This is a genomic window from Paenibacillus melissococcoides, from assembly GCA_944800085.1.
Lineage (GTDB): Bacteria > Bacillota > Bacilli > Paenibacillales > Paenibacillaceae > Paenibacillus_B > Paenibacillus_B melissococcoides.
The window spans coordinates 175,502-198,149 of the sequence record CALYLO010000006.1; the positions used below are offsets into that span (position 1 = coordinate 175,502).

The 22,648-nt window shown below is 56.4% G+C and carries 18 protein-coding genes; 11 read left to right on the forward strand and 7 right to left on the reverse strand.

All coding sequences use genetic code 11. From position 1 onward, the window contains the following. Positions 1 to 33: 33 nt before the first annotated feature. The 3 genes from OCY70_RS21165 to OCY70_RS21175 form a co-directional block, all read right to left on the reverse strand. Entirely contained in the window at positions 34 to 717 is a 684-nt protein-coding gene (locus OCY70_RS21165) for a zinc metallopeptidase (protein WP_213425896.1), read from the reverse strand. A gap of 54 nt (positions 718 to 771) precedes the next feature. Next, positions 772 to 1,260, reverse strand: a complete 489-nt coding sequence (locus OCY70_RS21170; RefSeq protein WP_249724372.1) for a MerR family transcriptional regulator — start codon at positions 1,258 to 1,260, stop codon at positions 772 to 774. A gap of 107 nt (positions 1,261 to 1,367) precedes the next feature. Beyond that, a complete protein-coding gene (locus OCY70_RS21175; protein WP_213425895.1) occupies positions 1,368 to 2,576 on the reverse strand; it encodes an MFS transporter in 1,209 nt (402 codons plus the stop codon). Between the two features lie 233 nt (positions 2,577 to 2,809). On the opposite strand from OCY70_RS21175, the gene OCY70_RS21180 reads away from it, so the two are divergent. Then, positions 2,810 to 3,373, forward strand: a complete 564-nt coding sequence (locus OCY70_RS21180) for a TlpA family protein disulfide reductase (RefSeq protein ID WP_213425894.1) — start codon at positions 2,810 to 2,812, stop codon at positions 3,371 to 3,373. 393 nt (positions 3,374 to 3,766) lie between these two features. Here OCY70_RS21180 and cimA read toward each other — a convergent pair whose 3' ends face one another. Continuing rightward, a complete protein-coding gene (cimA, locus tag OCY70_RS21185) occupies positions 3,767 to 5,380 on the reverse strand; it encodes a citramalate synthase (protein WP_213425893.1) in 1,614 nt (537 codons plus the stop codon). 209 nt (positions 5,381 to 5,589) lie between these two features. On the opposite strand from cimA, the gene OCY70_RS21190 reads away from it, so the two are divergent. From OCY70_RS21190 to OCY70_RS21215, 6 genes are all read left to right on the forward strand, one after another. Then, a complete protein-coding gene (locus OCY70_RS21190; RefSeq protein WP_213425892.1) occupies positions 5,590 to 6,909 on the forward strand; it encodes a DNA polymerase IV in 1,320 nt (439 codons plus the stop codon). Between the two features lie 136 nt (positions 6,910 to 7,045). Continuing rightward, positions 7,046 to 7,279 (forward strand): ferredoxin, encoded by a 234-nt coding sequence (locus OCY70_RS21195; protein WP_213425891.1) that lies wholly within the window; start codon positions 7,046 to 7,048, stop codon positions 7,277 to 7,279. 275 nt (positions 7,280 to 7,554) lie between these two features. Further along, on the forward strand, positions 7,555 to 9,408 hold the full coding sequence (locus OCY70_RS21200; RefSeq protein WP_213425890.1) for a CHASE2 domain-containing protein: 1,854 nt from the start codon (positions 7,555 to 7,557) through the stop codon (positions 9,406 to 9,408). A gap of 104 nt (positions 9,409 to 9,512) precedes the next feature. Beyond that, a complete protein-coding gene (locus OCY70_RS21205) occupies positions 9,513 to 11,432 on the forward strand; it encodes a FecR family protein (RefSeq protein WP_213425889.1) in 1,920 nt (639 codons plus the stop codon). A gap of 18 nt (positions 11,433 to 11,450) precedes the next feature. Next, complete coding sequence (locus tag OCY70_RS21210) at positions 11,451 to 13,196, forward strand: stalk domain-containing protein (protein ID WP_261945158.1); 1,746 nt, start codon at positions 11,451 to 11,453, stop codon at positions 13,194 to 13,196. A gap of 49 nt (positions 13,197 to 13,245) precedes the next feature. Then, on the forward strand, positions 13,246 to 14,658 hold the full coding sequence (locus tag OCY70_RS21215; RefSeq protein WP_213425888.1) for a L,D-transpeptidase: 1,413 nt from the start codon (positions 13,246 to 13,248) through the stop codon (positions 14,656 to 14,658). Between the two features lie 80 nt (positions 14,659 to 14,738). Here the strand turns inward: OCY70_RS21215 and OCY70_RS21220 are convergent, their stop codons facing one another. After that, positions 14,739 to 14,876: a hypothetical protein gene (locus OCY70_RS21220; protein ID WP_197257477.1), complete on the reverse strand. Its 138-nt coding sequence runs from the start codon at positions 14,874 to 14,876 to the stop codon at positions 14,739 to 14,741. Between the two features lie 253 nt (positions 14,877 to 15,129). Between OCY70_RS21220 and OCY70_RS21225 the strand changes: the two genes are divergently transcribed. Then, entirely contained in the window at positions 15,130 to 16,224 is a 1,095-nt protein-coding gene (locus tag OCY70_RS21225) for a quinone-dependent dihydroorotate dehydrogenase (protein WP_213426002.1), read from the forward strand. A gap of 67 nt (positions 16,225 to 16,291) precedes the next feature. Continuing rightward, entirely contained in the window at positions 16,292 to 17,101 is an 810-nt protein-coding gene (locus OCY70_RS21230; protein ID WP_213425887.1) for a GTP pyrophosphokinase, read from the forward strand. A 451-nt stretch (positions 17,102 to 17,552) separates the two neighbouring features. Here the strand turns inward: OCY70_RS21230 and OCY70_RS21235 are convergent, their stop codons facing one another. After that, entirely contained in the window at positions 17,553 to 18,911 is a 1,359-nt protein-coding gene (locus tag OCY70_RS21235) for an IS1182 family transposase (RefSeq protein WP_261944692.1), read from the reverse strand. Between the two features lie 599 nt (positions 18,912 to 19,510). Between OCY70_RS21235 and OCY70_RS21240 the strand changes: the two genes are divergently transcribed. Continuing rightward, positions 19,511 to 20,854 carry an MFS transporter gene (locus tag OCY70_RS21240; RefSeq protein ID WP_213429870.1) on the forward strand — a complete coding sequence of 448 codons (1,344 nt, stop codon included), beginning with the start codon at positions 19,511 to 19,513 and terminating at the stop codon, positions 20,852 to 20,854. Between the two features lie 19 nt (positions 20,855 to 20,873). Then, positions 20,874 to 21,479 carry an ArsR/SmtB family transcription factor gene (locus tag OCY70_RS21245; protein WP_213429869.1) on the forward strand — a complete coding sequence of 202 codons (606 nt, stop codon included), beginning with the start codon at positions 20,874 to 20,876 and terminating at the stop codon, positions 21,477 to 21,479. 77 nt (positions 21,480 to 21,556) lie between these two features. Here the strand turns inward: OCY70_RS21245 and OCY70_RS21250 are convergent, their stop codons facing one another. Continuing rightward, a complete protein-coding gene (locus tag OCY70_RS21250) occupies positions 21,557 to 22,639 on the reverse strand; it encodes an efflux RND transporter periplasmic adaptor subunit (RefSeq protein WP_213429868.1) in 1,083 nt (360 codons plus the stop codon). Positions 22,640 to 22,648 lie beyond the last annotated feature (9 nt).

Sequence of the window (22,648 nt, forward strand, 5' to 3'; positions counted from 1 at the left end):
GAGAAGGGACTCTTGTCATTATCACGAGAGGGATTACTCCCGGTTGTTCGCGAAGATCATAATGAACTTGAGCAGTTCCAGGAGCGAGATGAAGGCGGCCGCAACGTACGTCAGGGCGGCAGCGTTCAATACTTTGGCGACGCCGCGTTCCTCTTCGTTCGTAATGAAGCCTTCGGACACCATCAGTTCTCTCGCCCGGTTGCTGGCGTTGAACTCGACCGGCAGCGTGACCAGTTGGAACAGCACGGCGGCCGAGAAGAACAAAATCCCGACCAGAAGCAAGTTCGACCATTGGAACAGCAGCCCGGCAATGATGAGGAACGGCGCCGCGCCCGACGTCAGATTGACGAGCGGGAACATGCGGTGCCGCAGCACGAGCATCGGATACGCTTGCTGATGCTGAATCGCGTGGCCGACTTCGTGGCAGGCGACCGAGATAGCCGAGATCGAGCTCTCGTAATAGACCGGCTCGGACAGACGGACGACCCGATGAATCGGATCATAGTGGTCGGTCAAGGCTCCTTGCACAGGCTCGATCGGGACGTCATGCAGTCCGTTCGCATCGAGCATGCGCCGAGCCGCTTCGTAGCCGGTCATGCCGCTGCTGGCCTGCACTTGCGTGAAACGGTTGAACGTGCCTTTTACTCGGAATTGGGCCCAGATCGAGATCCCGAGCGCAATAAAAATCAAAAAATCCATAGGATGAAATAAAATCATATTGTTGCCTCCTATCCGGTACAGATGATGCGAGCTTATTTAGGACCGAAGATGTCACATCATGAAATGATTGTTCTTGTCAATAAAGGTGAGCAGCACCTCGATGCAGGCCGCGCTCTGGGCGCCGAGACGGTTGAACAGTCTGCGGGCTTGGGTCGGCTTGAGCTGGTCGAGCATCGGCTTCAATTCCTTCGCCTCGCGCTCCAGCTTCTGAATGTGCAGCTGCAGCTCCGTCAGCCGGTCGGCAAGCTCTTGTTCCGCCGACGCGTGCCTCAGCTGCGCGAAATACTGCTTGATTTCCTCCAGCGAATATTTTTCTCTCTTCATTTGATGTATACGTTTGAGCCGCTCGATCGTTTCAAGGCTGTACAGACGATAGTTCGTATCTGTCCGTCCCGCCGGCTCGATTAGCCCGATTGTCGTATAATAATCAATTGTCCGCTGGCTGACCTTCGCCTCACGGGCAAGCTCTCCGATCCGAATTAACGACTTATTCCCATCGTCCTCACCTCTCTTTTTAATTACTATGATACTAAAAACCAAACCATACAGTCAAACGTGATGGTTTGGCGAAAAAGGCACAATTTTTGAACGATTTGCAATGGAAGGCCCGGAACGATTTTTCCCGGAAAACATAGGAAAAAAGCCGGTTAGCGCACTTTTTTGTCCGGCTTGATGAACAAGAACACGAGGATGAGCGCAATGACGGACAGGACCGTGACGACGATAAAAATGAGACGGTGGGACTTGTCCATCATCCAGCTGAACAGCGGCGGCCCGAAGGCGACTCCAAGGAAGCGAAGGCTGCTGTAGAGCGATGTAATCATGCCGCGCTGCGCCTTCTCCACCGCGCCGGTGATCATCGTGTTCAGACATGGCAGCAGCAAGCCCGTCCCGATGCTGCTCACCGTAATGAGCGCGATAAATCCGTACACGTTTTTGTAAAAGAAAATCGTGCATCCGAGCGAGACCGCCATAAGCAGCAGGCCGATATTCATCAGCCAGCGAATCAGCACACCGTTCTTTTTGATGAGCGAACCGGTAATATAGGCGGTCGTCACCATGCCAAGCAGCGGAATGGCGAGGACAAGACCTTTGACAATTCCTTTCAAATTGTACGGCTTTTCCTCCAGAATGTCGGATAAATAGAACAGGATGCCGAACAGGATAAACAAGGACAGCGCTCCGGCAAAAAAGGCGGGAACGAGCCAGCGGCCCTGCTGCTGGAAGATTTGTCCGATGTTCCGGATATACGTTTTGAGCGGCTGCGGCTTCTGCTTCCGTTCCGGTTCCTTGATGAGGAAGATGACCGCAACCAGCGACAAGGCGCAAAATACGGGAAACGCAAAAAAGGGCGCCGTCCACGTCAACAGGGCAAGCGCTGAACCGAGTATCGGGCTGATTACCTTGCCGGTGCCGTTGGAAGCTTCGATCAGGCCCAAAGCCTGGCTCTCCTGGGCGCCCTTGTACAAATCGCCGACGAGCGCCATGGCGATCGAGGCCGTTCCTGCCGCTCCCAGCCCCTGGACCGCGCGGAAGCCGATCAGGAGGCCGTAGGATTCCCATAAGGCCCCGAGCCCGGTGACGATCCCTGCCGCCCCGTAAATGATAAGCGAAGGGATAATAATCGCCTTGCGTCCGAAGCGATCCGACAAATAGCCTGCGATTGGAATAATCAGGCCCGCCGATACGGAGAACAACGTAATGATGAGACTGGTCTGCAGCTGAGTCAGATGCAGATGGCGCTTGACCTCCGGCAAAATGGGAACAAGCATGGAGTTGCCCAACACGAGCACAAGCGGTACGGTGGCGATCGCAGTATATTCAAGCCATAGGGAAGAGCTTCGTTGTTTGGCCATGATCAGGTTCCTTTCTGCGTAATGTATGGGGAGCAATCATTGCAAGCACGTCGTTACTATTCCCAAGGGAGGAAGGAGTCATACCCGCGGCTGATGGCCGAAAGGATCGTATTTTATGAAGAAAAAGGGTACAATACATACAAAAGCACATGTTCAGATTTGCCAGCAGGGGTACAGACCCCGGCAAAGAAGTTAATAATAATGCGGATAGTATAAAGGAGAGATCGCCGTAAATGAAAAAAAGTGCAGGCGTGCTTATCGTTGGCGTGCTGTTCATACTCTTCGGCGTGTGGCAGAATCTAAGCCAGTCTTCGGTCTCTTCGACCGATATGAGGCAAGGGTCCGCCGAAGTCGCTCTGCCGGAAGAGACCGGGCCCCAAGTAGGAAAGCTGGCGCCTTCGTTCACGCTCGAGACCGCCGAAGGAACGAAATATAAGGTGGGCGGCAAGCAGGATAAACCGATCTTTTTGAATTTCTGGGCTTCCTGGTGCACGCCATGCCAGGCAGAAGCGCCCGATCTTGTCAAATTGCATGCCAAATATAAGGATAAGCTCGATCTTCTGTCGGTCAATGTGACGAATTATGATACGAAGGAAAAAGCGAAGGAGTTCGTGAACGAGTACGGGATGGTCAACCCGGTGCTGTGGGACGAGGAGGGCAAGGCATACAAGCTGTATAACGGCATTGCCTTTCCGACCAATATTTTGATTGACAAAAACGGAGTCATCCGCGAGCTGTTCATCGGACTGCGACCGCCGAAGGAATTGGAAAAGGCCATCGAAAAGGTGATTGAATGACACCGGGCCGGAACGAAGAAGAGGCTGTTCCATAGGCGGGTGCATTAGGATGCGGAGCAAGACGGGACAACAGAAAATATAGAGGCGGGAAAAGCGGGAAGAGGGATGAGCGCAGTGAAATCCTGCGTCCATGCAGCAATTTACGCTATTTGATCCGATTTTTTACAAATTTCCTGCAAGAGTGCATCCTTTTCGCCGATTTTCGGTTTCAATCTAGTGGCATGGCTGAAATTAGTGCCGTTTCGCAGGAATTTCGGTAACGAAGTAGATGTTACAATGGAAAACTGAATTTTCGCAATTTTCCGGCAGGTCGAGCGTTGAAAATCAGGGGGTGTCTCACTGTAGCAAAATACTACAATGGGACAGCCCCCTTCGTCTTGTCCGCGGTGAGGATTAATGGTTGACGAGCCCCAGAGGTTCTCGGCGTTCGGGAGCGAGATCCACTTTCTCTTTCCCCATAAGCGCATACCGGATGCTGTCTAAAAGAGCTTCCCAGCTCGCTTCGATCACGTTGCTCGATACGCCGACCGTGCTCCATGTATTTTGAGAATCGGCCGACTCGATAAGCACCCGCACCTTGGCGGCTGTCGTATCATTCTCGTCCAATACCCGTACTTTATAATCGGTGAGATGCATATCTTCAATAAAAGGGTAGTGGCGGACGAGCGCTTTGCGAAGCGCGTTGTCAAGCGCATTCACCGGACCGTTGCCCTCGGCAGCCATGTACACGGTCTCATTGCCGACATTCAGCTTCACGATCGCTTCGGAATTGACTGAACGATCGGCCGCCTTCTCGACGATCATTTTGAAGGAAGCGAAGGTGAACGGCTCCTCGTGCGTTCCGGTCGCCTGGCGAAGCAGCAATTCGAGTGAGGCGTCCGCGCCTTCGAATTGGTAACCCTGGTGCTCCAGCTCCTTGATGCGCTCGATAATGGCGCGGGTTGTCGGATTGCTGGCATCGAGCTCATAGCCGAGCTGCTGCGCCTTGGACAAGACATTGCTCTGACCGGCCAGCTCCGAGACAAGCACCCGCTGCTTGTTGCCGACCTGCTCGGGCTCGATATGCTCGTACGTGCGCGAATCCTTCATAATCGCCGACACGTGGATGCCTCCCTTGTGAGCAAAGGCGGCGTTGCCGACGTAAGGCTGGTTGACCGGCATGTTCACATTGGCGATCTCGCTCACATACCGTGCGACTGAAGTCAATTGCTTAAGCTGATCGCCGGAGACGCACGAGTATCCCATCTTCAATTGAAGATTCGGGATGATGGAGCACAGATTGGCATTGCCGCATCGCTCGCCGTAGCCGTTCATCGTGCCTTGGACCTGGGTCGCTCCGGCTTCCACGGCAGCCAGCGTATTGGCGACGGCCAGCTCGCAGTCATTATGCGTATGGATGCCGAGCTTGATGTCGACATGGCTCTTGACGTTCCGGACGATGCTTGCGATCTCGTGCGGCAGCGTTCCTCCGTTCGTGTCGCACATCACGACCCAGTCCGCTCCTGCCTCCTCGGCGGCGCGAAGCACGGCCAGCGCGTATTCGGGATTATGCTTGTAGCCGTCGAAGAAATGCTCCGCATCGAGCATCACTTCCATGTGGGCCCGCTTCAAGTAGGCGATAGAGTCCGAGATCATGGACAGATTCTCTTCCAGCGTCGTCTCCAGCGCCGTATGGACGTGGAAATCCCATGACTTGCCCACGAGTGTCGCTGCGGGAACGCCCGCTTCGATGATGCGGTTCAGGTTCACGTCTTGCTCCGCCCGTGACATTTTGCGGCGGGTGCTGCCGAAGGCTGTCAACTTCGCTTGCCAGGAATACGACTTGACCCGCTTGAAGAACTCGATGTCCTTGCCGTTGCTGCCCGGAATGCCGCCTTCAATATAGGATACCCCGAAGGCGTCCAGCTTGCGCGCGATTTTTATTTTATCATCCGCGGACAGGCTGATTCCTTCGCCCTGGGTGCCGTCGCGCAGCGTGGTATCAAAAATGGAAACGAATGTCGACATACTCGAAACCCCCTTCATTTAGTGCACGGACGATACAGTACCGAAACTATATTTTCCTATTATAGCATTCGAAAGGAGGATGTATAGTCCGTAATTTGTGAGGCGGCGGAAATCGATCCGGTTGTATTGGCGTCCAGAAAGCGGTAAAATGGAACTAGAACAGTTGTTCTCTTGCGGAACACTGCCATAAGGGAAGAAAGGTGAGAGAAATGGGCGGTAAGGAAGAGGCGCGTGACCGGGTCGAGCGGCATTATCCGCCGAAGGGCCGTGTCATCCTCCATGTGGATATGAACGCGTTTTATTGTTCCGTTCATGAAGCTGAGGACCCGGAGACGTACAGGGGCAAGCCGACGGCCGTCGCCGGCAGCATCGAGCTGCGCAAAGGGATTATCGTAACCTGCTCCTACGCGGCGCGGAAGAGGGGGATCCGCACCGGCATGCTCGTGAAGCAGGCGCTGCGCCTCTGTCCACAGCTTGTCTTGATCCGCCCGGATTTCTATCTCTACCGGCGTTATTCACAGGCATTTATTGCTATTGCGCGCGATTATACCCCGTTGGTTGAAGTCGTCTCCATTGACGAATGCTATATGGATATAAGCGGCTCGAAGTTATTCGGCACGCCGCTCGATATCGCGAACGAACTGCAGCAGCGCATCCGCGGCGAGCTGTCGCTGCCATGCTCGATCGGGATCGCGCCGAACAAGCTGCTGGCGAAGATGGCTTCGGATATGAAGAAGCCGAACGGCATTACGGTGCTCCGCATCCGGGATGTGCCGAAGCTGCTCTGGCACAGGCCGTGCGGCGAACTGTTCGGCATCGGACAGAAGACCGCCGCGAAGCTGTCGCGCTCGGGCATCCGCACGATCGGCGAACTGGCCCAGGCGGATGAAGCACGTCTCGTCTCGCTGTTCGGCGTCCAGGGCCACTGGATGAAGCGGGCGGCGAACGGGCTGGATGAAGGTCCGGTTCGCCCGGAACGGGAGCCGAACAAGTCTGTCGGACATACGACGACACTGCCGCAGGACGTGACCGGGAAGGAGGATGTCCGCCGCGTGCTGCTCAATCTGGCCGATCAGGTGGCCCGCCGCATGCGCAGGCAGCGGCTGATGGCTCAGACGGTTCAGATTACGATCCGCACGCCGGAGATGAAGACAATTACCCGATCGGCGACGCTGGAGTCGCCCACGGACGACGCGGCCCGTCTGCTGGAAGAAGCGTGGCGCCTCTATGAGCAGCATTGGCCGCAGGATCAGCCGATACGGCTCCTCGGAATTACGGGGCAGAACATGGTGGCCAAGGAGGAGGCGGCGATTCAGCTCGATCTGTTCGACTTCGAGCAGCAGCCGAAGCGGGAGCAGCTGATTCAGGCGATGAACCGGATCCGCGACAAGTACGGGGAGAACGCGCTCGTCACTCTGGGCATGCTGGGAGACGATCCTTCGGCGCTGCTGCGGAATCATAAAGTAAGGGGGACCTCCCTTCAGACGGATTTTCTGCGCGACGGAGACGGGGACAACCGTTCCGGTTAATGCGGATCCGGTATCGGGAATCCGCGCGGGAACGCGATAAAATCGAGGATTTCGTTTGAATTTCAACCCTGTTTGTATTATATTGATTACGGAGGAACCATGACGAACTGTTCTGATTACAGGAGGGAACGAACCAATGGCAAAATATACTTGGGTAGATAAGGACACATGCATCGCTTGCGGAGCGTGCGGCGCAACCGCTCCGGATATATACGACTACGACGATGAAGGCATCGCAGAAGTGATATATGAAGGCGACAACAACCAAGGAATCACCGAGATTCCGGAAGATTTGTACGACGATCTGCAGGATGCGGCTGACGGCTGCCCTACGGATTCGATTAAGTTCGCGGATACGCCTTTCAACTAACACTGCGTGGCATCAACATAGAGTAAGCTTGTCCCTGCTTAGAGCGGGGATTTTTTTTTATTTATAGAAAGAATTCGTTATGCGCAAATATGGGCAAATTTCATGAGACCTGCATGCTTTTTTCTTTGCCAAAAGATACTGCGGCCCAAGCAAGCCCGAGTGAGGCCGGTGTCATTGCCAAGAATGCATTCCTCGTTCTACAATGTTATAGTTAACGCCGCAAGAATTGAATATATGAACATATTTCTATTTTGACAGCCAGGGGGAGGGCTGGGATGAAGAATTACGGAATTCCGCTCGGGATCGCGGCCCTCGTCACCATCATTGCGGTGTATGTGTACTGCTTCGGAAGCGGGGGTTCGTTCCAGATGGCGGAGCATGCCCTTCGCGATGCGCTGCGCACCAAGAGCGTGGCGGAGCAGGCTCCCGACGATCGGATCAAAATTATTGCGATTGACGAAGAGTCCCTGAATCAGTTGGGGCCGTTTCCTTGGCCGCGCAGCGTATATGCGGATATGATCAAAAATCTGATGGAAGCCGGAGCGAAGTCGGTTGCGCTGGATCTGCTCCTGATCGATCCGGCCGCGGACAACCAGGATGATGCGCTGCTATCCGAACAGCTCAAGCGCTATCCGCAAGTTTTTCTGCCGGTGCAGGTCACCCTGCAATCCCGTCAGCCTGATGCGAAATCGCTGCTCGTCGAGCGCGTCGATCGGCCGGCCGCTTCGCTCCAGGTGCCGGAGGCGCAGCAGGGCCATGTGAATGTGCTGCCCGATCCGGACGGGGTCATCCGTCATATGACGCTCGGGCTGCGAGGCGAGAACGGCGAGATGATTCCGTCGCTCGACGTGCTGCTGGCGAACCGGATGCTCCCTGAAGGGGAACAAATCCGTTGGGATGAGGAGAAGCAGGCTTGGCTGCGGGGGGACAAGCCGTTACCGACGGATGCCCGGCATCAGGTGGCGACGGATTTCTTCACTTCCGCTTACGGTTATGGAGACAGCGAGCTGAATGGGTATGATCGCCAGTCGTTCATCGATGTGCTGACCGGCGTCGTCGATGCCGGGTATTACCAAGATACGACGGTCCTTATCGGCCCGTATGCGACCTCGCTCAGCGACAAGCATATGACGCAGCTGAGCCGGACGATGACGCTCCACGGCGTGGAGATCCATGCGAACATGGTGCAATCGCTCCTGGAGGGGCGCTTCTATAAGGAAGCTCCCTTCGGCTGGAACGTGTTCGCGCTCGCTGCGGGCATTGCCGCTGCCGCCTGGTGCGGGAACCGGGTCCGGGGCGTGCCGGGGGCAGGATACGCCCTGCTGCTCGCCGGCATATATACGGTGATCTGGATCGGGGTCTATGAGACCGGTTCGGTATTCATTCCGTATTTGACCGAAATATGCGGGATGACCGCCTCGTACACGCTCCTTCTCGCCTATCGCAGCCGCGAGGAGGGCCGGGCGCGTCAGCAGGTGGAAGAGCTGTTCGGCCGGTATGTGTCGCCCGCCGTCGTAACGGAGCTGCTGCGATCCAGGGAGGCGATTCGGGTCGGCGGAACGCGCTGCGATATTACCGTCATGTTTATCGATATTCGAGGGTTCACTCCGCTCTCGGAACGGCTGGCCCCGGAGGAGACGATCCAGGTGCTCAATCAATATTTGCATGCCTGCGCCGACGTCATCTTCCGCCATCAGGGGACGCTGGACAAGTTCATCGGCGATGGCGTCATGGCCATCTTCGGCGCCCCCTATCCGCTGGAACGGCATGAAGAACATGCGCTTCAAGCGGCGCTAAGCTTGGTGAGACGGGCGGAGCTGTTGAAGCAGACGGTGGGAGCGCAAGATATCTCCGTTCAGTTCGGCATCGGGATTCAGAGCGGCGAAGCGGTCGTCGGCAACATCGGCTCGGAAGCGCTCCGGCTCGATTACACGGCGATTGGCGACACGGTCAACACCGCCGCCCGCCTGGAATCGCAAGCGAAGCCGGGACAGGTGCTGGTAGGGGAAGCAACGGTGCGCCGCCTTGGCAGCCGGTTCAAGATGTCCGAGGTGGGGCCTCTCAAGCTGAAGGGCAAATCGGAGCCGGTGCTCGTCTACGAATTGCTGGCGGAACAAGAAGAGCCGTGAATTAGGACCGAAGGACGGATTTCATACGCAAAAAGGATGAAAAAGTAAAAAAACGCTCGCAATTCAGTCGATTTCATCCGATAGAAAAGGAGAGGAGGGATAACGTGCAACGACGCAGATGGAATCTCATGTTCATCATCGCATGCTGCTTATTGGTTGCCGGGCTCATCCGGCCTGCGCCGGCTGCGGCTGCCGATAAGGCGGTGCGCGTAGCTCTCGTGAAGGAATGGAAAGGAACGGCCACCGTTACGAAATCAGGCGGCGGCAAGCCGCTGCAATTATTCAAAAATATGAGCATCAATCAAGGCGACCGGATTGTCACCGGCTCGAAATCCCGCGTCGTGCTTCAACTGGTCGGCGGGGACGAGGAGGATGAGCTGACGATCGGAGAAGAGGCCGATGTGGCCTTTACGGAATTGGATGGCGAAAAAGGAGCGAAGACGAAAATCGGAGTATGGGCCGGTTCCGTCTTTGCCAAAGTAAAGTCGATTTTGGGAACGGATGACCGCTTCGAATTGGAAACGCCAACGACCGTGATGGCTGTCCGCGGAACTCAGTTCGCCGTGCGCGTCGATCCCGGCGCCGGATGGACGGATCTGCATGTTACCGCCGGCGTGGTCCGGACGCAGTACCGGGGGATCGATATGAACTCCGCCGAGCGGGGAACTCCGCTTAAGCCGCTGTTCGAGCGGGATGTGTATCCGGCGCAGGCCGCCAGCTTCGTTCCGTTGAAGTCGGGAGGAGTGGAAGCCTTGTTCGCCTATGCGGATACCGATTCGCTCGCGGCAGAGCTTGATCCTGCCGTGCTGCGGGCGATGGTTAGCGGCTTCCGCGAGGCGGCCGAGGAGAACAGCCGCTTGCTGCGGGAATGGCAGGAATCGGCCTGTTCGGCTCAATCGTCCTCGACGGGCGGAACATCGTGCCGCGTGCTGGACAGCTTCCTGGAGCTCGGGACGGAGAAGGTGGCCAGCGGAGCTTCGGAAGAGGCGCGGAGCGAGGAAGAAATCCGCATTCAGCGCAATCTCGCCGCGTTCCACGGCGTCATCGTCAGAGCGGCGCTGGAGGCGGGAAGGCTGACGGCGGCCGAAGCGGCATCTTCCGGCACGGCTTGGCGAGACGCCGCCTTGCAGCTTACTCCGGGCGAACGGGAGCGCCTCACCCAGGTGAAGGAACAGCGAAGCCGCCTGGAGGAGGCCGTATCCGCAGCCGATCCGGTTCCTTCCAAGGAGGAGGAAGCGCGCCGGCAGGAGCAGGAGAAGCTTGAGCGGGAACGGCAGCTGCAGTTGGAGCGAGACTATGCCGCATCGTTGGAGAAAAAAGATCGCGAGCGCTTCGCCGAGGACTTGAAGAAGGCCCGGCTTGAGGTATGCGAGAACGGAAAGGCATCGGCCATGTGCGTCGAGGCTCCGAAGCCAGAGAGCGCAACGGAGTGGACTTCGGGGAGCTCCTCGGGGAATGGAGAGAAGCCGAACCCGGACCCTGATCCCGATCCGGATCCAGACCCTGATCCAGACCCCGACCCCGACCCGGATCCCGAACCGGAATTGAAGAAGGATGTGCTGGAACTGAGCGCAAGCGCGCCAGAGGTCCAGGCGGGAGCCTCGGTCGAGATTACAGCCGTCTTGAAGCGATTGACGCAGCCGATTGACGTCGTCGCCATCCAGTTCGCTGTCCAAGCGAGCGGCGGAACGCTCGATCGGAACAAGCTTGAGCAGGATGCAGCACTATACCGGCATGGCGGTGGCAAGTTCGATATTGCGCTGAACCCGGATAACTATAGTGAAAAGAACAGCGTGGACGCGGTATCGGTCACCGGCGGCCGGGTATTGTACCGGATTCTCGTCACGACGCCCGGAGCGATCCGGCTCGACAGCGAGGATGCGATGCTGACGCTGCCTTATATTGCCGGATCGGGAGGAACGATGTCCTTCACGATATCCGACATCCGCTTCTATGATGCGGCAGGAACGGCTCACTCGATCGTCCCGATGGAGAAGCCGTTGGAAATTAAAGTGAATCCATAAGTCATAAAGGAGAATAGCATGAATCGAAAAGTAAAGCAATTTCATTGGGTTAGCAAGATGCTCCTCCTTATGCTGTGCATCGGCGCGGCGACTGCGGATGGAACGGCTTCCGCATCGTCCGCGCCAGCTCCTATGACACCGTCGGTACAGGAAATGAGCCGCTTCGACAGCTTGTCGACCCCTGCGTTCGGCTTCGCTGCCTGGAGCCGATCGCCGATCTGGTACGAGACGATCGATTGGGCGGGCTCTGGCGTGTCCGGCTCGGCTGACGGCCGCGGCGAACAGGCGCAGTTCCGCTATCCTGCCGGACTGCTGGCAGACAAGAACGGCGCGCTTCTTATCGCGGACACCTATAACCATCTGATCCGCCGGGCTGACGCTTCGGGACGGGTCGCCACGCTGGCTGGACAGGTCCGCTTCGCCGCGGAGACGCGGGAGCCGAACGGGAGCTGGGCGGACGGCAAGGGCACGGAGGCCCGCTTCAATCGGCCGATGGGGATGGCGGAGGATCGCCAAGGCAATCTCTATATTGCCGATGCGGCGAATCACGTCATCCGCAAGCTGGACAAGTCGGGCCGGGTGACAACGGTTGCCGGCAGCGGTCTGGCCGGGTGGAAGGACGGCACAGGAACGGAGGCGCGCTTCAACGAGCCGCGGGATGTAGCCGTGGCGGAGGACGGTTCCCTCTACGTCGCGGATGCGCTGAATCATGTCATTCGGCGCATCGATGCGAATGGCAATGTGACGACGCTGAACGCGCGATCGAAGCGGATCGTCGAATACGCGCCCGGCGCGGTCGCGGCAGGAGGCGATTATGCGGACGGCAAGCTCGCGGAGTGCAAATTCAACGAGCCGAGCGGCCTGGCCTTCACTCCGTCCGGTGATCTGGTGGTCAGCGACACCGGGAATCAGCGCCTTCGCTTGATTAATCTGAAGCAGAAGCGCGTGACGACGCTGGCCGGTGCCGGATCGGTGGCCAGCTACAGCAGCAAGTTCCCGGATGCGCGGCTGTATGCCGCGGGAGGATACCGTGACGGGAAGGCGGGCGAGGCGCTGTTCAACGGCCCGGCAGGCATCGCCATTACGGCCGAGGGCGGCATCGTCGTCGCGGACCGGTGGAATCATGCCGTCCGTTATATTTATGAAGGCAAGGTGTATACATTGAGCGGCGGCGGGCGGACAGGCCATCAGAACGGCTGGGCGGAACAGGCGACATTTCGCGAGCCGATAGATGTGGCCGTGCTCAGCAACGGAACGATCGCGGTGGCGGACGGATTCAATAATTCGATTCGCCTTTTCCGCCGCTACACGCTGCCGGAGGAGGTTCGTTCCCCGTCCGGCGCAAGCCCGTCCGCGCAGGACGCGGTCATTGCGGTGTATAACGACCGGCGGGTCGAGACGCCGGTTCCTGCGGTTATCCGGAACAATCGCGCCTTCCTTCCGCTGGAGCCCTGGAAGAACCTGATCGGATACGGTGTGGAAGAGCTGGAATCAGACAAGGTGCGGGTAACGTTCGGGCCATCGGTTCTTATTCTGGAGCGGGACCTGCCGCAAGTGCAGGTGGAGCGCAGCGGGGTGAAGCGGACGCAGACGCTCAGCGCGGAGGAAGCGCCCTTCCGGCAAGACGGGCAGTGGCTGATCCCGGCACGCTTGGTCGATCAATTCGGGCTGCATGTCAATTGGGTTCCGGAGCTCCGGACGCTCATTCTTCGCGATACCGTATTCGGACGGCATAACGCGTCAGGCGAAGCAGCCGGACGATAAGGCAGGACTCGGGACAGAAGACGACTGATGAGAGAAGGGAGGAATCAGAATGCCCCCTCGATCCGGCCAACCGGCCCCTCAATGGTCCAAAAAAGACCAAGCCTATATGAAGGAGTACCTGGAATCCCATCCGGACAACCGGATGGCCTGGTATTTGCTGGGCAAGCAATATGAGCGTTCCGGGGAGCAAGGGAAAGCTAACTACTGCTTCAACCAGGCAGGAGATATCTATAAAGCGTTCGAGAATGAGCCTCTGCCGCAGGAGACGGTAGAGGAGCAGGTGAAGGAGCAGATGGAGCGCGAGAGGCGGCGCCGGACGAAGGCGCGCCGGCTGCGGGCCGGGTTATTGGCCATTCTGTTCCTTCTGCTGCTTGTCCTCTTGCCCGGCGGAGAGGCGGCGGCACCGGACGGAACGCGTCTCCGCGTTCAGCGGGACAAGGCTCCTTCGCTGGCGACCCCGCAAGAGGAGGCCAGTGGCGGCACCTTCTACCGGCTGGTGGCCGCTGGAGATGACGAGGGCTATGCGCGCGCCTTGAAGCGGATCCTGGAGAAGGAGCGGAAGCCGGGCGGCAAGGATGCCGTCGTTCGGATGGAGGCCGACGAAGCGTGGCTCATCTGGTCGCGGAAGCCTGAGCCCGTCCTGTTGGCCAGCACGCCAACCGAAGGCGGGCCGATCGAGATGCTGCCGCTGGCGGAGCCCGATTGCCGCTGCGAGGAGGAGAGGCTGGCGGTGAGCCAAGGCGCGGCGGGGTGGGCGGTAGCGAGCGAGCAGCGGCTGATTGCCAAGTCGGCCCTGACGGCTTACGTCAAGCAGGGCAAGGGTGCCCCGGATCGATGGGCGGCCATGGCGAAGGCCTATCCGGCCAATTCCGTATCCGGCACATCGGCGGCGATCGAACAGGCTTATGCGGAGGTGCTGCAGGTCTACCGCAACGGGATGGGTCGCGGCTCGAAGCGGAAGCGGAACGAGAAGGCGCTCTCCCGCATGTGGGCGGATGAGGCCGATCCGTTCCGTGAGCCCATTCGAATCGTGGTCGACAAAAAACGGCATCGCCTGGGGGTCGTCAGCGGCGGCATCCTGCTCCGCAACTATGAGATCGGACTCGGAGGCAGCCGCACGCCGAAGGGGAAGTTCGTTATCTCGGAGAAGGTGGTGAATCCGAATGGCTCCTCGACCGGCGCCTTCGGAAGCCGGGGGATGACGCTGTCGGATACGTTGTACGCGATTCACGGCACGAATGAGCCGGACAGCATTGGCCGGGACGAGTCGCTGGGATGCATCCGCATGCTGCCGGATGATGTCGAGGAGCTGTTCGACATGGTGCCTATCGGGACGGAAGTCAGCATTGAATCGGATGTGCTGCCCGGCGAGCTTCGGATCCCCGAGCCGGAAGGACGGTACCGGCTCGATCTGACGCCGAAGCAGGATAACCCGGGCAAGGTCTACCGCTGGCTGGATTAACCGCTGCCGCGGCGCAAAGAGAGAGCCATGTCCCTGGGAAGCTCAGGGGCACGGCTCTTATTCCTTGAACGGCAGGCATGTTATCCGTTCATCACTAGTAAGATGGAAACGATAATGACAATAACCAGCGCGATGCCTCCTGCCCAAAAAATGGCTTTCTTGTTCACGGCATCCTGCGGCTTGGTCGCGATAACGGGAGGTTTCCGTTTCGTTGCCATAGTTCATCACCTTTCTTCGAAATCGCTTGTTCACTGCCTTTATTGTAATCGTTTTCCGGGCAAAAGGCCAGACGAATTGAAAGTGAATCCAGACTTTTCTTTTGCCGAAGAAAGATTTAAACTATTTGTTAGGGCCAAAATGCGCCTGCTTCTCTCAAAGGGACGGCTGCCGTGCCGGAGAAGGGGGTGGCGACGAGCCAAAATAGTACCGAAGCAGGCTTATTGTCTGGCATGGATGAACGGAGTGAACACGTTGTTGTATCGATATATTGCAAAACCTCTGCTGTTTAAAATGGATCCGGAGCAGGCGCATCACCTCGTCATCGGGGGGATGAGCACAGCAGGCCGGATTCCGGGCGTGCCAGCGCTGCTGAGAGGGGTATATGGGGTTGGAGAGAATCCGGCCTTGAAGACCGAGCTATTCGGCTTGTCCTTCCATACGCCGATTGGGTTGGCGGCCGGCCTGGACAAGAACGCGGAGGCGGTGAGCGGGCTCTCCGCGGTCGGCTTCGGGTTCATGGAAGTGGGAACCGTTACGCCCAAGGGGCAGCCGGGGAACGAGAAGCCGCGCATGTTCCGCTTGCCTCCGGACGAGGCGCTTATCAATCGGATGGGCTTCAATAACAAGGGAGCGGACAGCATGCTGCAGTCGCTGTCGGCGCTGCCGAAGCGGCCGATTCCGGTATGGGTCAACATTGGCAAGAACAAGGCGACCCCGAACGAGCAGGCGCAGGATGATTATTTGTCCTGTCTGCGGACACTCTATCCGGTAGCAGACTTGTTCGTCATCAATATCAGTTCGCCCAATACGCCGGATCTGCGCAATCTGCAGCATGGAGACGAATTGAAGTCGCTGCTTCAAGCGGCCGTCACGGAAATGAAGCGGCTCAATGCCGAGCATGGCCGGAGCAAGGCCGTACTGGTCAAAATCGCTCCCGACGTGTCCGACGCCGAACTGGAGCAAATGACGAATACGATTATGGCGAGCGGCGTATCCGGGATTATCGCGACGAATACGACGCTGTCCCGCATGGGAGCCGAGCACAGCAACCGGCTGGAGGCCGGCGGCTTGAGCGGGCGGCCGCTGGAGGAGCGATCGACTCAGGTCGTGTCCCAGCTGTACCGCCTGACGAATGGCTCGATCCCGATTATCGGCTCCGGCGGCGTATTCAGCGCAGAGGACGCTTATCGCAAGATTCGGGCCGGCGCCAGTCTGGTAGAGATTTATACCGGCTTCATCTACCGGGGCCCGGGCGTTAACCGGGATCTGGCGGCTGGTCTGGCCCGCTTGCTGGAGCGGGACGGGTACCGGCATATATCCGAAGCCGTCGGCGCGGATCACCGGTAGAACGATTAAAGACATCCGCTTGGACGATCATAGGTAACGGACGGTGGGAATGACAGGAGGCGCTTGAATGGACGGAAGAGATTGGGGAAAGTTTTTGCTGCCATATGAGCAGGCCGTCGAAGAGTTGAAAGTCAAATTCAAGACGATGCGCTCGGAACTGAAGAAGCGGGAAGAGTATTCGCCGATTGAGTTCGTAACGGGACGGGTGAAGCGCATCTCCAGTATTCTGGACAAGGCGAAGCGGCTGGATGTCCCGATGGACCAGTTGGAGCGCGGAATCGAAGATATCGCCGGCATTCGCATCATGTGCCAATTCGTGGATGATATCCGCAGAGTCGCTGAGTTCATCCGCCATCGCAAAGATATGACCCTGCTGTACGAGAAGGATTATATTACGAACTATAAAGAGAGCGGCTACCGCAGCTTCCACATGATCGTGGAATACCCTGTGCAGACGGCGCTCGGCCAAAAGATGGTGCTGGCGGAGATCCAGATCCGGACGCTGGCGATGAACTTCTGGGCCACCATCGAGCATTCGCTCAATTACAAATACCGGGACAGCCTGCCGGAGGATGTGCGGCTGCGCCTGAAAAAGGCGGCGGAAGCCGCGTTCATTCTCGATAATGAAATGTCCAGCATCCGGCAGGAAATATTGGAGGCGCAGCGCGATTTCGAGGATCAGTCGCGTCTGGTGCATCAATGTCTGGCCCTGATTCAGGAGCTGTACTTTTATCATAAAGTAACGGAAGCCGTCCAGTTCCAGCAGCGCTTCAACCTGCTGTGGGAACGGGAAGACCGGGCGGGAATCAAGCAGTTGGAGGAAGATATTATCGCCATGCTCCGGGAGGCGAAGCGCTCCGGCTCGGACGGCGAATGAGCGGGCTGGACGATACTGTGCCATGAATGAAGCCGTGGTGGATAAAGAACAGAAGAGATGAAAGCATAGGAACGGCATCCGCAAGGGGCCGTTCTTTTTTGACACGAATCTCAAGCAGCAGCGTGAATCGTGGCCGGGCGCCTGAAGAGAAGCAGCATATTGAATTAGCAAAAACAGCGCGCTATGGAGATTCTATAAAGGTGCTGTTCCATAAGTAGTTTTGTTTTTAGATACAATGAGATAGTCCCTCTGCTTCTCACAGCTCGACATGCCGAAAAGCTGCAAAACTACAGTTTTCCATTTTGACGTCTACTCCGTGAGTGACATTCCTGCAAAACTCAGGCTGTTGGAAAACCCCTGTTTTTTACGAAGTAATATCAATGTAATATCATTTCGCTGGGAAAAAGTGGTGTTTGATGAGAGAGAATGGAGGGGGGATGGGGTCTTTGCTTTACCCCGCCCTTCTGGCGAGATGTGTGGCTATCTTTTTTATGTTCTGTGCAGTGGCTGTCATTAGCACTTGCTCCTGCACCTTGTCTCTTCCCCGAAACCGGCAATAGCGAAGTCCATGGAGCACTTTGGCATCCGCGAAACTTCGCTCAATGGTTTGGGCGCGTAGGGCATAAACGGCTTTTCCGCTCTCACTCTGGAAGTTTTGAACTACTTTCTCTTTGTGTTCTTCCCAGATATGCCGTTGTATGGTGCGTTGTTTATTTTTGTTCTCGTTACACTTGCTCAATAATGTACAGGCAGCGCATTGTTTGGGATCGGATTTATAATCTCTGAATCCTTTTCGTGTTGTGGTGCGGTACGTGAGTTCTTGCTGGTTTGGACAGATAAAAACATTCTTTTCTGCATCATAATGAAATTTCTCTTTGGGAAATACACCGTGTTCACGGGTCGAACGCTCTGGAATAACTGCCGTGATGTTTAATTTGTTCGTACGGTAACAAACATAGGCCGTCATGTAACCAGAGTCGAGTGCAACGGCCTCCAGCGACTTTTCCCAGCCAAACTTCTCTATTTGATGTAGTAGACGATCTACATAAACAACCGAATCATTCACATTTCCAGGCGTAACGTAGCAGTCCGTAATCACGTTGTATTTATGATCTACGGTGCGGTGATCTAAATAATGAAACCCTTCCGGTTTTCCATCCCGATTCAGGTTTCCGCTCTCCGGATCTGTTAAGCTAACTTTTTGTTCCTTGGTTTCGGCCTCCTCTTTGGGAGGCAGTGGCTTTTTTCCAAAAGCGACCCGATCCTCATTCACGGCTTGCTCCAGCTCTTGGAGATATTCATAAGGCGTACAAGTGACTTCTCGTTTCTCGTACCGTCCGTTATTGGCATTTGCCTTGATATGCGTGGAGTCGGTAAAGAGCAGCCGACCTCCCACCATGTTGTGCTGAATCGCCTGCTGAACGATATTATCGAAGATATCTTGGAAGATGGTAGTATCCTTAAACCGATTTTTCCGGTTCCAGCTAAAGATCGAATGGTCAGGCGCTTTGCCGGAAAGCCCGAGCCGTAAGAACCACCGAAAAGCCAGGGAATCGTTGACGACTCGCTCCAGTTCTCGCTCTGAGCGAATGTTATACAAGTAGCCGATCAGCAGCATTTTAAAGAACACAATGGGATCCACAGATGGTCGGCCGTTCGACTCGCTGTAGTAAGGACGCACAAGGTCCAAAATAAAGGTAAAATCAATATGTTTATCGATATGACGAAGCAAGTGATCAGGGGCAACCATATGCTCAAGACAAACCAGTTCATAGTCCAGTTGTGGGTTGGGATCATTCGTGTAAAGCATACAAACACCGCGCTTTCCATGGATTATGATAAGAACATTATACCAAATTAACGCGGTGAATGGGTAATTAACATAGACTTTCTCAACACTCTGAAAACTGCAGGATTTTCTGCCATGCCAATGGGTTGGAAGGAAAAATCGGCGAAAAGGATGTAGTTTTGCATCAAGAGAGCGGCTGAACTGGCGTAAAATCCTGCACAAATGCAGGATTCGCTGCCTCAACCATCTTCCGCTGCTCGTCCCGCCGCCGTCATTCCCGCCTCTGTATTCTTTGTTGTTAGCTTGATGGGGGTATTCTCTTTTTCGTATTTTTAGGGTATCTGATTACAATGGGAAGCTTACTTGACTGACAATCGTATTTTCCCGAGTAAAGGGTTGTCTCTATGGGAGACAGCCCTTTTTGGCGTTTCCGCAAATGGTTGCCATCGGGGATGCGGGCAAGGAAGGGCAAGGGGAGGAGCTAGAGCAACGCGATCATCGACAAGCAAATAATTTATCGTTAAAAATATTTTTAGTGAATATACAAAAGACTATTTACAAACCATTTTTTCTCGATAAAATATATTTTAACGATAAAAACTATTTTGGAGGTTATCCTTATGAAACTGCTCTTCAGCAATTCCTCCTACCGCCGACTATGGTGGGCCCAGCTCATCTCCGAGCTCGGCGACGGAATTACCCGCCTGGTCGTTATTTTCCTGGTCGCTCACTTGTCGGACAGTCCGCTGGCGCTGAGCATGGTCGTGTTGTCCCAGGTGCTGCCTCAGATGCTGTTCGGGGCATTCGTCGGGCCGCTCGTCGATCGGATCAACCGTCCGCTGCTGATGGCCGCATCCGATATCTACCGCGCTGGCGTCGTGCTGGCGTTCATCCTGGCGCAGGACAGCCTGCCGTTCATCTATGCGCTGATCTGGCTGCAGGGCATCGGCACCGTCTTTTTCGAGCCGGCACGCTCCGCCCTTGTCCCGCGCCTCGTCGGCAAGGAGCAGATTAGCTCGGCCGTCTCTCTGTCGCAGGCCACATTTATGGCGATGAGGCTGGTAGGCCCCGCGCTGGCGGGCCTGCTCATTCCGCTCGGCCATTTCGGCTGGCTGTTCACCTTCAACGCGATTACTTTTCTCCTGTCCGCCGTCTTCGTCTTCTCGCTGCGGGGAGTGGAGCCATTGAAGTTGAGCGGCGCGCAAGCGAAGGGGGGGAAGACTGCAACCGAAGGAACCGAAGAGCATGAAGTAAGGGAAGTACAGCGAGAGAAAGAAGCGAAGATGTCCTATATGGCATCGTTCAAAGAGGGGCTTATCCAAATGTACCGGCATGAAGGCCTGTTCGCCCTGCTTATGCTGGTCGTCCCGGTGATGCTGGTCGTCGGCGTCATCAATTCGAACCTGAATGCGGCGCTGCTCCAGACGTTCCGCATTCCGGCGGAGCATTTCGGCTTCGTCTCCAGCGTCATTGGCGCCGGAAGCATCATCGGCGCGATAGCGGCGCCCCACCTGCTGCGCCGCATTCAACCGGGCACGCTGCTGCTGACCGGAATAGCGGGCATTGGAGCCGCTTGCCTCTTCATTCTGCCGCTGGCGCCGATATACGCCAATACGAGCATCATCAGCATTTACGCGTGGGCACTGTTGATCGGGTTCACGATCTCTTGCACGAATGTTCCGCTCAGCAGCTTGTTCCTTACTCTCATGCCGGATGAGATAAGGGGCAGGGGGTCGGCGGTATTCGGAACCGTCGCCGAGACGGGCACCGTGATCGGGATTGGCCTGGGCGGGGTGTTCGCGGTCTGGTTGGGGGTGCTGGAGGCCACGGCGGTGGCAGGGGGGCTGCTTGTTATTGTCTCTCTCGTTTTCCCTCTGTTAAAATATAGTCGAGCCTTGAAAAGGAATACAGCAGGCACGATGAACCCGCCGGAAGGAGACGCGCAAGCGGTTTTGCCTTCTTAGCGGTTAAGGAGGCCATGGATTGAAGAATCACCGTATTATTGAAGACATCGAGCTGGCGAAGGCCCTGCTTGACTCGAGAAGAACCCAAATACTTCGATTGGCCCGGGAAGAGCCGTTGACGGTGAAGCAGTTGGCGGAACGCCTGAACGAGAAGCCTTCCCGCTTATACTACCACGTCAAAAAGCTGGAGGAGCTCGATCTGCTGCAATTGGTCGAGACGAAGCAGCATGGCAATCTGATCGAGAAATATTATCAGACGAATCCGATGCAGCACAGCTATACGTTCGATCGCGAATTGGCCGCGGAGAATTCCGCCTTTATTGTACAAGAGTTATCCAGGCTGTTCCAGGAAGGGCTCGGCATCATCGAAGAGCAGATTCACTTGGAGCGCCACGGCGAGAAGAAGCTGGCCGAGGCGAATATCGCGTACCGCAGGATGACTCCGGCGGAATGGGGGCAAAAAATGGCGTTGATCCAGGGGGCGGTAACCGCAGAAAACGGCTCCGATGCGGTCGAGGATCAACAAGAAGATCTGGGACCCTACGCCGAACAGACGGAGAAGGACGACTATGTGTTCGTCACGCTGTCTTATCGGTTGAAGGATGTGCGGACCCCGAAGCAGTGACAGGCTCCGGCAGGAAGCGGAAGAGCCCCTGGCATGAAGGAAAACATCATGCCGGGGGCTCTTGCTCTGCCTGGTTGTTATTGCAGGACGACCTGATCGCCTTCCTTCAAGCCTTCCAGCACTTCCGTTTTTTCCGGAGTCTCCATTCCGATCTTGATATCTCTCCGTTCGACCTGACCGTTGCCCTTGTCGAGGAAGACATAATACTGATCCTTCTCGCGCAGCACGGCCACGGTAGGAACGACGATGGCGTTCTCCTTGCGCTCGGTCTCGATCTGGCCGGTCAGGCTCAGTCCGGCGATGAGCTGCTTATTCGGCTCCAGCCCGATGATGACCTCGAATTGAGCGGGCTGATTTGTATTCTGCTGATCGGTGCCTGCCTTGGCGAATTTGGATACTTTGATGACTTTTCCTTGCAGCTTAACCTGCTTCAGGGCGTTGATCTTCACTTCGACCGGCATTCCTTCCGCGATGCGGAATACGTCCTGCTCTCCGACAAGCGAGACGAGCTGGAGCTTGTTCAGATCGACGATCTTGCCGAGGCGGTCATTGCTGTTCACCTGGGAAGGAATTTTCTTCGGATCCTCGAACAGGAAAATGCCGGACGCCGGCGCCTGAAAGTTCGCTTCATTCAGCTTCTTCTGCTTGTCCGCGATGTCCCGTTCCTGAATATCAAGGGTGACTTCGCTTAATTCCTCTTGAAGCTTCTGGGTTTCCCGCTGCACGAATACTTTTTTGCGGTCCGCCTCCGTTACGCCTAGCGCCTGGTCCTCCTGGCCCAGCGCGCTCTGGACTTCCGTCAGTTTCATTTCGAGGCGCTGCTTCTTGATGGTCGCTTGCGTCTGCGCGATTTCATTCTCCAGGGCGGTCGAGTCGAGCCGGAACAGCACGTCTCCTTTTTTGATTTGCTGGCCGTCCTTCACGTTCCACTGTCTTACTTCCGCGCCGAATGGCGCATGCACGAACGTCTCCTGCTCATAGCCTGACTTCCCCTTGACTTCGATGCTGTTCACCAGCGTTTCTCGGGTCACGGGGAAGGTGATGGCGTCATTGTTCTCCATCGCCGTCTCCGGGGCGGGAGGATTGCCGAATGAATAGAGTCCGTAACTGATTCCGGCGAGTACCAGGATAATGATTGCCCATTTTATTTTTTTCTTCATTCCGGTGAG